We start from the raw sequence: 10,863 nt of genomic DNA, 5'->3' as shown, positions 1-10,863 counted from the left end.
CATCTTACGAAAAGAATTATCGGAGGAACTGAACAATATCCTGGACTACTGGAAAACGTTTAGTCAGGATAATGAATACGGTGGCTTTGTAGGCCGGCGGGATCACTTCAATACGCTTGTTCCTGAAGCAAACAAAGGGATTATTTTAAACACCCGTCTTCTCTGGACATTCTCGGCAACAGGAAATTTCCGGCAGGACAAAAGTACTGTTGAAATTGCAACAAGAGCTTACGATTACCTAAAGAAATTCTTTCAGGACAGGAAAAACGGAGGTGTCTTTTGGGAGCTGGATTACCTGGGGAACCCGGTAAATACAAGGAAGCAGATTTACGCCCAGGCTTTTGCTGTTTATGCCTTGTCTGAATATTATAAACTAACTCAGAAAGAGGAAGCGAAAAGTTGGGCTGTTTCCCTTTTCGAGCTTATTGAAAAGCATGGAAGGGACAAAGAGAATAATGGATATTTGGAAGCTTTTCAGCAGGATTGGTCACCAATTGAGGATATGCGTCTAAGCGAAAAAGAAGATAATTCCGCTAAAACCATGAATACACATCTTCATATTTTGGAAGCCTATACCAGTTTGTACAAAGTAACCGGAGAAGAAAAAGTAAAGGAAGCCTTGCAGAACCTTTCAATTCTTTTTCTTGAAAAGTTTTATGCTGAAGAAATTCAGCATTTTCACCTGTTTTTCGATGTAAAGTGGAACAGAACAAACAATATTGTTTCCTATGGGCACGACATCGAAGCGGTTTGGCTTATTATTGAAGCGATAAAAACCTTAAACGACCCCGATCTTCTGGAAAAGGCAAATATGGTGGCTGTTGCTGTAGCAGAAACTTTTCTGAAAGAAGGTTACGTTAAGGGCTCGGGAGTAATAAACGAGAAAAACCTGGAATCGGGAAAGTTGGATACCGACAGGCATTGGTGGCCACAGGTAGAGGCGATGGTAGGGCTCGATTTTGCTTTTAGATTAACTAAAGAAAATAAATTTCAGGAGGCAATATCCGATATTTGGGAGTACACTAAATCGCAAATTATAGACAGGGAAAACGGGGAGTGGCATTTTAGGGTAAATGAAAAAAATAAACCTTACACAAATGAAGATAAATTAGGAATGTGGAAAGCGCCGTATCACAATTCAAGGGCGTGCATGATGTTATTAAAATAAAAAATTATGAAAAAGCTTAGTTACTTATTGTTATTGTTCGTCTTTATAATTACTACTGCGTGCAGTGATGACGATAGTTTTGATGAACCAGACCCGGTTGAAGAAACACCCGAAGAAGTTCCGGAAGAGCCGGAAGAACCTACAGAACCTGAAGCTCCCGAAGAAACACCCGAAGAGGAGGATCAGCAGACTTATGCTTTTACTCCCGGGGAGGCCAGGGGCTATATAGTAGATGGATCGGCTTCAGAAGAAACTGTGGCATTATTTTATCACTTGAAAGCAATTTCCGATTCCCGGTTTATCATAGGCCAGCAGGATGCTTTCAGTGCTTTTTATAATGATGATTCCGGAGAATCCGATATGAAAAAACTAACAGGAAGCGATCCCGGGATGCTCGGTTCAGATTTCATGTTTATTACAGATGATTCCAATAATGGGGAAGAAGGTAACTGGTTCTATCAACAGGAACAACAAATTATTCAGGACGCTATCGAAGCTTACGACAAAGGCATGGTTAATGCTTTTAGCTGGCACCTGCGTGAACCTTATGAAGGGGATCATTTTTATACCAGTGAAATGACTGCCTTTCAAAAAGAAAATGCTTTTAGAAGTATAATGGAAGGAGGTGCCAATCATGAATATTATAAGGAAAAGCTTCAAAAAGTAGCAGAGGTGGTGAAAAACATGAGAGGAAGCGACGGTGTTCTTGTACCGGTGATTTTTAGACCCTTCCACGAATTCGATGGTGATTTTTTCTGGTGGGGAGCACCTTATTCCACACCGGCAGAGTATAAGGAGGTTTGGAGATTTACCGTTACTTACCTCAGGGATGAGATGGATGTCCATAATTTACTGTACGCTTTCTCACCAGATAATAGCTATACCAGCAAAAGCGCCTATTTGAGTCGGTATCCCGGAGACGAATACGTGGATATTCTGGGTATGGATAACTACGGAGATCTTGCAGCGCAGGACGGCTCTGGTGTGGCAACCGCAAACCAAAAGCTAAAAGTTGTTTCAGATCTTGCGAAGGAAAAAAATAAAGTGGCAGCTTTAACCGAAACAGGTTATTTTGTAGATGCACAAAACCCACTGCCTCCCAATTTTTATTCTGAAAATATTTACAATGTAATTACAGAAAATGATGTGAATATCGGTTTTATAATGTTCTGGCAAAATTACTCCGATTCCTATACTGTTCCTGTTCCGGGAGTAGAAGGGGAGGATGATTTCGTAGAGTTCGTTGATAAAGAGGAAGCGCTTTTATTAGAAGATCTCCCATCATTGTACGAGCTACCGGCTAATTAGGACTAGTTGATTTTTATTAAACAAGAATATCTGGCAGGGACAATTCGCTTTGCAACTTATATAAGACTAACTAATCGAATTAAATTAATAATAGGATGATAAGAACAGCACGTTATTCACTAGCCGTTATTGCCGCAATTGGAATGTTAAGTTTCAGCGGTAACGACAGAAGACTAAACCAATCTATGGAAACTTTAGAAACCGACAGTATTAAGGAAAAGGTAGATTCTTTGTTAAACCTCATGACCCTGGAAGAAAAAGTGGGGCAAATGAACCAATATAACGGATTTTGGGAAGTGACCGGCCCGGCTCCCGAAGGCGGGAGTGCAGAGCTTAAATATGAGCATTTGCGCAGTGGCCTGGTTGGATCTATGTTAACCGTTCGCGGAGTGGAACAGGTTAGAGCGGTTCAAAAAATCGTAGTTGAAGAAACCAGATTGGGAATTCCGCTAATCATTGGTTTTGATGTAATTCACGGTTATAAAACATTAAGTCCGATTCCTTTGGCAGAATCGGCGAGTTGGGATATTGAAGCGATCAGGAAATCGGCTGAGGTTGCAGCTGCCGAAGCTGCAGCTTCCGGGATCAATTGGACTTTTGCGCCAATGGTCGATATCTCCCGGGATGCACGTTGGGGCCGGGTGATGGAAGGAGGAGGAGAAGATCCTTACCTGGGCAGCAAAATTGCCGTGGCAAGGGTTAAAGGCTTTCAGGGAGAAGATTTGTCACATCCGCTCACCATCGCTGCAACCGCCAAGCATTTTGCGGGTTACGGTTTTGCTGAAGCGGGACGGGAATACAACAAAGCAGATATTGGGACGCTTACGTTACACAACATCGTTTTGCCTCCTTTTAAGGCTGCGGAAGAGGCCGGAGTAAAAACCTTTATGAATGGATTCAATGAATTGAACGGGGTGCCTGTTACCGGCAATGAATATCTATTAAGAGATATTCTTAAAGACAAATGGGGTTTTGAAGGTTTTGTTATTTCAGATTATGCCTCTATTGAAGAAATGGCCGTTCACGGATTTGTGAAAAACGAAAAGATGGCTGCCAAAAAAGCGGTACAGGCAGGCGTAGATATGGATATGGAATCCTATTCTTATGTAAACGAACTTGTTGCACTTGTGAATGAGGGCCAGGTGGACGAAGCACTTATTGATGATGCGGTTAGAAGGATACTGCGTGTTAAGTTCGAGCTTGGGTTGTTTGAAGACCCATATAGATATTTAGATGAAGAAAGAGAGCAAAATATCGTAGGAAGTAAGGAGAATCATGAAGCAGTTCTTGATATGGCCAAAAAATCTATAGTGCTGCTTAAAAATGAAAATAATATTTTACCCCTGGAGAAAAAAGGTCAAAATATCGCTCTTATCGGTCCGCTTGCAGATGATAAAAACAGCCCGTTAGGAAGCTGGAGAATAGCATCAGATGATAATACGGCTGTTTCTGTTTTAGAAGGAATGCAAAAATACGAAGGCAATAACCTTGTTTTTGAAAAAGGAGCAGACCTCGTAAACGGAAGGGTAACTTTTATTAACGAGCTCGAGTTTAATACCACCGACAAGAGCGGATTTGATGCAGCTCTGGAGGCAGCAAAAGATGCAGATGTAGTGGTAATGGTTCTTGGCGAGCATGGTTTCCAGAGTGGAGAGGGCAGGAGCCGTACCAATATTGATCTTCCTGGCGTTCAGCAGGAATTAATGGAAAAAGTTCATGAGGTAAACAAAAATATCGTTCTTGTTCTTAATAATGGTCGTCCTTTAGCAATAGAGTGGGCAGAAGAAAATATCCCGGCAATTGTTGAAGCATGGCATTTGGGAACAGAAACCGGAAATGCAGTGGCCCAGGTTCTTTATGGAGATTATAACCCCAGCGGAAAATTACCAATGACTTTCCCACGGAATGTCGGTCAGACACCAATCTACTATAATCATGGGAATACCGGAAGACCTGAAGCAACCGAAATGGTATTCTGGTCGCATTACATGGATGTTGAAAACACGCCACTTTATCCTTTTGGTTATGGACTAAGCTATACAGATTTCAGTTATGATAACCTGAAACTGGATAAAGAAGAAGTGAGTATTTCCGGAGAACTTAATATCTCCGTTGAAGTGACTAATACTGGTGATTACGACGGAAAAGAGGTTGTTCAGTTGTACATCAGGGACATGTATGCCAGCGTGATAAGACCGGTAAAAGAACTGAAAGGTTTTGAATTAGTCGAAATATCCAAAGGAGAAACAAAAACAGTAAATTTCACCCTTACAGAAAAAGAACTTGGTTTCTATAATGCACAGGGAGAATATGTTGTAGAACCCGGAGAATTCCAGATCCTTGTAGGAGGAAGTTCTGTAGAAGGACTGCAGGCTTCTTTTAATTTAATTGAATAACAGCCTATTCTATTTGTAAGAATAAACTCCTGTGTCAATCGGATGCAGGAGTTTTTTTATTTTTTGAAGCTTTACTTCGGCAGAAAAAATAGTAACAATATTTTCTCTGAAAAATCAGATGCTATAGTCCGGCTGAGCTTGTCGAAGCCCATTACAAGACTGGTTATATTGTATAGCACTGAAGGTCGAAAATTGGTCAATTGAATGCTGATCTTTAGCCTGTTATTAAAGGAATGAAAAGACTTCACAGGTTTTCAAAATCTGTGAGGTCTGATGCCGATAATTGCCAACTTTTGAGGCTCATTAAAAGTTTCCGATCAGAAAATTAAACTCCTGGCTCTTATATCCTGCAGCGCAGCGCTCTTTGCTCTTTTTAGGGGTCGATAATTGTCAAATTTTGTGCTGATCGACCTGCCAGGTTTTTAGAGCCTGGTAGGTCTGTAACCTCTGGAATTATGGTTGGAGATTCTGACGTTTCTAATTTCTAAAGGTCGAAAATTGCCAAATTTAAGGCTGAACTTTTGTGCTGTTATTAAGGAATGAAAAGACCTCACAGGTTTTCAAAACTAGTGAGGTCTAATGCCGATAATTGCCAAATTTTGATGCTCATTAAAAGTTTCCAATCAGAAAATTAAACTCCTGGCTCTTATTTCCTGCAGCGCAGTGCTCTTTGCTCTTTTTTAAACTACAATTCTGCTCTAAAACTGGACGCAGGTAGATCTGCTTCATTAAAAAGGTTGGAAGTGCTCATATTTCCCCAGGAAAATCGTACTTTTTTGGGTTCTTTTACTTTTACCGACCTCAAGATGATCACATTATCACGAATTTTCACGCTGGCAGGATAAAAATTGCCGTTTTCACCGGCAAGTTCGAATTGCGATTTCTTATTGCCATTGTCAAAATGCAATTCTTCAGCATGTTCAAAATAGATCTTTACTTTACTGCCATCTTTTTCCGCTTTTTTGAACTGCGGGGCATAAGCATCATCAATTTCTTTTCCGTAGTGATCTGCAAGTGCAAGTCTGGCAAATCTTAGCCCTACATCCAGTTTATTGCGGGGATGGATGTCTTTAATATTGCCAATATCGCTGGTCATGACCATGCCTGTATTTGGCAATTCTCTTACCCGGCGCTGCGCATCCCGTATTTCCACACCAGAATAATTATCGCCGTAATCGTAAGGTGCTATTTGTGCATAATAAAAAGGAAATTCCGTTTCCCACTCGTCACGCCAGCTTTTAATAAGTGTAGAAAATAGCTGCTCATAATAAGCCGCATTACTTGTATTGGATTCGCCCTGGTACCACAAAACCCCCTGAATTTTAAACGGTACAAGAGGCGCAATCATCGCATTATAAAGCAGTCCTGGCTCATTTGGCCCCCAACGCTCGTCGGGGAGCATTTTGGCTGCTTTTGCAAGGCTGTCATTACTTATAATTGCTTCGGAAGGAACCCATACTTCAGCGGGAGTTCCACCCCAACTGGAATTGATAAGTCCCACGGGCACGCCAAGTTCTTCCTGAAGTTTTTTTCCGAAGAAATACGCCACGGCACTAAAATTTTTCATTGTTTCCGGCGTGCTTTGTACCCAGCTACCATCCAAATCCTGTTGCCTGTTTTCTGCAGTTCGATGCGCTACAGAAAAGAATCTGATCTGGTCGTTTTCTGCTCCCGCAATGGCTTCTTCAGCATTGGTAATGCCGGCGCCGGCACTCCATTCCATATTTGACTGTCCAGAAACCAGCCACACTTCACCCAATAACAGGTTTTTCAGTTTAACTTCGTTGTATCCCGAAATGGTGATTTCCTGGCTGCCGCTTACATCTGGCGTAGAAAAGATAATTTGCCAGTTTCCGTTTCTGTCACCTTTGGTGTTAAGCTGCTCATCACTCCAGCTAGTACTTAGCTTGATCTCTTCACCCGGCTTGGCCCATCCCCAGATTTTCACCTCGGCATTTCGTTGTAATACCATATTATTTGAAAATATTTCCGGAAGGCTGATATTTGCAAAAATTTGAGCACTACTCAGGATTAAAAGCAGGAAAAATGCAGAATTTAATTTCATCAGGAATTGTTTTGAAGTAGTTCTTTAAAAAACGGAATAAGTTGTTCTGCCATTAGTTCATGGTCTTCAATATCTGGATGATAGCCGCAGCCATGCGGAGTTACAGCGTCAAATTCAAAAATATTTATTTCCTTCTCAGGAAAATTTACTTTTACATTTTGAAGCGATTCCAGCAGTATCTCGTTGTTTTCCTCACTCACCATTGGGCTGGTTAAAAGGGCAATTTTCACCTCCGGATACTTTTTATAGATCATTTTTACAAACTTTTTATAATTGGAAGTGAACTTTTCCTGATCAAAATCGGCTCGTTCTTTTTCACCGTCGCCCAGGGAAAGATCGTTGGTGCCCAGGGCAATACTTACCACCTCGGGAGCTTCCTCAAATTTGGCTTTTTTAGAATTGTCGTTATTGAGGTAAAGATTTTCATAAACATCGGGCATCACTGGTTGGTCTTCGTCATTCCAGTTGCGGTACATTCCCATTCCCGAAACGCAGGATAATTCAAAATCTGTATTTAATGCCCTGGCGACCCTTGGGCCGTATGCGAGATACGCGTTATGCTGAAAATACCATTCCCCGGTATCGCACGGATATTCTTCTGTATCGGCTCCCATTCCGCAAGTAATGGAATTACCAATAAACTCGATTTTTGGGCGATCTTCAATTTCCGGAGTACTTACTTCTTCTGCCGCTATTCCGTGGAAATAGAGCGTACCGGTAGTAGCTTCGGTAGCTTTATAGATGCTCAGGGAATTGTTGCTGACAGAATCCGGCAAATCGATTTTTACCGCTTTATCTGTACGAAAACGCCCCAGGTAATTTCCATTCAGCTCGATATTTGCAAAAAATGGCTGTTCATTTTCCCCGCTAAGGAAAATCTGAACGCTATCTCCTGAAACCTTCATTTTTACGGAAGCGCCCGAATTTATAAGCGCAACTGCAGTATCATTTATTTTCTCGGTTCTTCCGGAATACCGGTAAGCATTATTTTGAGCAGTGAAAGTTTGAGGTTCTTTTGTAGTCTCGCTACAGCCTATGCAAACCAGCAGGAGTAGCAGCAAAAGTTTTTGAATCATTTGAAGTATGTTTTGTAGCTACTAAACTACAGGATTTCTTCAAAAATCCGGAATAATTTGCTCTTTTTATTACTGCTGAAAGACACTGGAATCACAACTTGCCATTCTTCTGAAACCATGCAATAGCATCATCTATCGCCTGATCAATTGGATGAAAATGAACACCTAGTTCTTCCTCTGCTTTTTTTCCTGAATAGTAATTTTTAACGCAGAGAATCTTCATGTTTGCAGATGCAACGGAAGTTTTCAGGTTCAGCTTCCGAAGAAAATCTCCGGCGTAACCTGCAACTAAAAGTAAAGGTTTGGGGACTTTTATTAGTCTCGTTTTTGTTTCTGACCGTTGCACCATCTTGGTGAAAAACTCTTGATAACTCAGGTTTTCCCCGGCCAGCAGATAAGTTTCCCTGTTCTTTCCTTTTTCCAGTGCCGCACTAATCCCAAGTGCAACATCCCGCACATCTACAAAATTCTTTCCGCCGGGAGGATAAAAAATAATCTTTTTGCGGTAACCCATCAGGATAATTTCTCCGGAACTTGGTTTACCGTCGTAAGGCCCAAGCATAAAAGTGGGATTCACCGTCACAATATCAATCTTATCTGCGTAGGTAAACAGCTTGTCCTGGGCTTCCAGTTTGCTTTTTGCATAAAGGGACGCCGTAAAGGGAGGCTTAAGCGGAGTAGTTTCTGTTCCTGGATTTTCTAAAGTTCCAAAACCCGTGGTATTGGCCGAACTAACATAAATAAATTTTTTAAGCTTATGTTTTATGGCTGCTTTCACCAAATTTTCACTGCCGGCAACGTTCACTTTATAATAGCTGTTGTAATTTGGCAAATTTGGGGCAGTTAGAGCCGCTATATGCACCACGGCATCACAACCGTTAACGGCATATTCTACAGCAGAAACAGCGGTAATATCCCCCTGCACAAGCTCCATGTTTTTGTGTGGTGGCAGTAAAAATTTTTCTTTGCTTCTTAAAAGCCCTTTCACCTCATGGCCCAGCTCCAGGAAATGTTTGATCGTGTTGGTTGCCAGCAAGCCGTTAGCCCCAGTGATAAGCAGCTTCATTAGTCGGCGTTTTCGATTTCCTTCAGGGCATTGTTGCTTAAAATTGACATTTTAACCGATACGGGTAAAACGTGAAGTAAGAACCAGCCAAGACGATGCGCCCAGTTTAGTTTTATTACATTCGTACCGTTAAAAAGTTGATCGATAGAGAGACGGGCAATTTCTTCCGACGGAAGAACCAGTATTTTGGTTCTTATTCCCTGCTTGTCAATTCGGGAGGACACATCTCCGTTTGTTTTAATAGGCCCGGGATTGAGTACGCTAAAAAAGACACCCTGATTGCAAAATTCGTTTTGCAGGCTCCTGGTAAAACTATGAACAAAGGCTTTTGAAGCCGGGTAAACCGTTTTGTAGGCAATAGGGCTCATAGCTGCCATACTGGAGACATTCAGCACATAAGATCGTTCACATTTTAGCAGGTTTGGAAGGAGTTGATGAGTAATTATAGAAGTAGCTTTCACGTTTAGCTGAATCATCTGGTCCAAATAATCTGCACCTGCTTCAAGAAATTTTTTATTACCTCCAAATCCGGCATTATTTATAAGTATATCAATACTGAAGTTATTATTAATCCATGCGGTAAGTTCAAGTATATTCGATTTATCAGTAAGATCTGTTTCGTAGAAATGAGCTTCACACCCGGTTTTCCGAACTTCTTCTGCCACCTGTGCCAAACCTTCGCCCGGTAAGCTTACCAGGATAACGTTTATTTGTCGTTTTGCGAGATCAAATGCAAAGGATTTACCCAAGCCTTTACTAGCACCGGTAATTAGTGCGAAACGTCCCGGTTTATCGTTTCTGGTAATATTCATTTTAAAATGGTTAGGAGCAACAAATTTACTTTAAAACTTATCTTTTTCATAATTCCAATAGCATATAATCTCTATTGAATAAAATGTATTTAACAATTTTAACTAATTAGTGTAAAAACCATAAAAGCTTCAGATATAATTTTCTGAAATGCTCAAAAATGCGCTAAAAATCTTAGTTTTGGGGCTTATTATTAAAACCTGAAGATAGCATCCTGCATGAAAACCAAAAGGAATTACGTAATAGATTTTGACAGTACATTCACCCAGGTAGAAGCCCTGGATATATTAGGTGAAATTTCGTTGTCTGGAAACTCCAAACGGGACCAGCTTTTGGCAGATTTAAAGAGTTTAACAGACAGAGGAATGGAAGGAGGTCTGTCTTTAAGAGAATCCATTCAGGAGCGGCTTGATTTACTACAAGCTGAAAAAAGCCACCTGGAACCTCTTATTGAAGCTTTAAAAGGAAAAGTTTCTCCATCTTTTGTAAGAAACGAAGACTTCTTCAAAGAGAATAAAGATTATATCTATATTATTTCCAACGGTTTTAAAGAATTTATTGTCCCTATAGTTTCCCAGTACGGGATAAAAGAAGAAAATGTCTTTGCCAATAGTTTTATTTTTGATGATGAAGGCAAAATTGTAGGTTTCGATAAAGACAATGTTCTTTCTTCTAATAATGGAAAGGTAGAACAATTAAAAGCTCTTGAGCTACAGGGCGATGTGTACGTAATTGGGGATGGATACACAGATTATGAAATAAAAGCGGCAGGACTTGCCAACAAATTTTACGCATTTACAGAAAATGTTTTCCGGGATAAAGTGACCGCAAAAGCAGACCATATTACTCCCAGTCTTGATGAATTTTTATATCTACATAAAATGAATAAAGCTATTTCTTATCCAAAGAACCGAATTAAAGTTTTACTTCTTGAAAACGTGCATGAAGATGCTGTGGCTATCATGAAAAAGGAA

The 10,863-nt window shown here is 40.7% G+C and carries 8 protein-coding genes; 4 read left to right on the top strand and 4 right to left on the bottom strand.

The features are described from left to right. From RM529_RS14505 to bglX, 3 genes are all read left to right on the top strand, one after another. A partial coding sequence (locus RM529_RS14505; RefSeq protein WP_311485483.1) for an AGE family epimerase/isomerase occupies nt 1-1,168 on the top strand: 1,168 nt, incomplete at its 5' end. Between the two features lie 6 nt (nt 1,169-1,174). Beyond that, nucleotides 1,175-2,476 carry a glycoside hydrolase family 26 protein gene (locus RM529_RS14500; protein ID WP_311485482.1) on the top strand — a complete coding sequence of 434 codons (1,302 nt, stop codon included), beginning with the start codon at nt 1,175-1,177 and terminating at the stop codon, nt 2,474-2,476. A gap of 95 nt (nt 2,477-2,571) precedes the next feature. After that, entirely contained in the window at nt 2,572-4,872 is a 2,301-nt protein-coding gene (bglX, locus tag RM529_RS14495) for a beta-glucosidase BglX (RefSeq protein ID WP_311485481.1), read from the top strand. 685 nt (nt 4,873-5,557) lie between these two features. Here bglX and RM529_RS14490 read toward each other — a convergent pair. The 4 genes from RM529_RS14490 to RM529_RS14475 all read right to left on the bottom strand — a co-directional run bounded on the left by RM529_RS14490 (nt 5,558) and on the right by RM529_RS14475 (nt 9,891). Continuing rightward, entirely contained in the window at nt 5,558-6,937 is a 1,380-nt protein-coding gene (locus RM529_RS14490; RefSeq protein WP_311485480.1) for a sialate O-acetylesterase, read from the bottom strand. Further along, nucleotides 6,937-8,013, bottom strand: coding sequence for an SGNH/GDSL hydrolase family protein (locus RM529_RS14485; RefSeq protein WP_311485479.1), 1,077 nt, complete (start codon nt 8,011-8,013; stop codon nt 6,937-6,939). Before RM529_RS14485 ends, RM529_RS14490 begins: the two co-directional genes overlap by 1 nt. A 91-nt stretch (nt 8,014-8,104) precedes the next feature. After that, nucleotides 8,105-9,079 (bottom strand): NAD-dependent epimerase/dehydratase family protein, encoded by a 975-nt coding sequence (locus RM529_RS14480; protein ID WP_311485478.1) that lies wholly within the window; start codon nt 9,077-9,079, stop codon nt 8,105-8,107. Then, the gene (locus tag RM529_RS14475; RefSeq protein WP_311485477.1) at nt 9,079-9,891 is read right to left on the bottom strand and encodes an SDR family NAD(P)-dependent oxidoreductase; all 813 of its coding nucleotides are present in this window, start codon (nt 9,889-9,891) and stop codon (nt 9,079-9,081) included. The genes RM529_RS14480 and RM529_RS14475 overlap by 1 nt, the downstream gene beginning before the upstream one ends. Nucleotides 9,892-10,107: 216 nt before the next feature. Here RM529_RS14475 and RM529_RS14470 point away from each other — a divergent pair. Beyond that, on the top strand, nt 10,108-10,863 hold a 756-nt coding region (locus RM529_RS14470), incomplete at its 3' end, for an HAD-IB family phosphatase (protein ID WP_311485476.1).

The sequence above is a fragment of the Autumnicola edwardsiae genome (genome assembly GCF_031846505.1).
Taxonomy (GTDB): domain Bacteria; phylum Bacteroidota; class Bacteroidia; order Flavobacteriales; family Flavobacteriaceae; genus Autumnicola; species Autumnicola edwardsiae.
The sequence above is the reverse complement of the archived record's forward strand: the minus strand, read 5'-3'. Positions and strand labels throughout refer to the sequence as shown.

Bases quoted from the DNA above. Each gene is read 5' to 3' on its own strand.
- RM529_RS14500 (WP_311485482.1), top strand. From the start codon at position 1,175: ATGAAAAAGCTTAGTTACTTATTGTTATTGTTCGTCTTTATAATTACT.
- bglX (WP_311485481.1), top strand. From the start codon at position 2,572: ATGATAAGAACAGCACGTTATTCACTAGCCGTTATTGCCGCAATTGGA.
- RM529_RS14490 (WP_311485480.1), bottom strand. From the start codon at position 6,937: ATGAAATTAAATTCTGCATTTTTCCTGCTTTTAATCCTGAGTAGTGCT.
- RM529_RS14485 (WP_311485479.1), bottom strand. From the start codon at position 8,013: ATGATTCAAAAACTTTTGCTGCTACTCCTGCTGGTTTGCATAGGCTGT.
- RM529_RS14480 (WP_311485478.1), bottom strand. From the start codon at position 9,079: ATGAAGCTGCTTATCACTGGGGCTAACGGCTTGCTGGCAACCAACACG.
- RM529_RS14475 (WP_311485477.1), bottom strand. From the start codon at position 9,891: ATGAATATTACCAGAAACGATAAACCGGGACGTTTCGCACTAATTACC.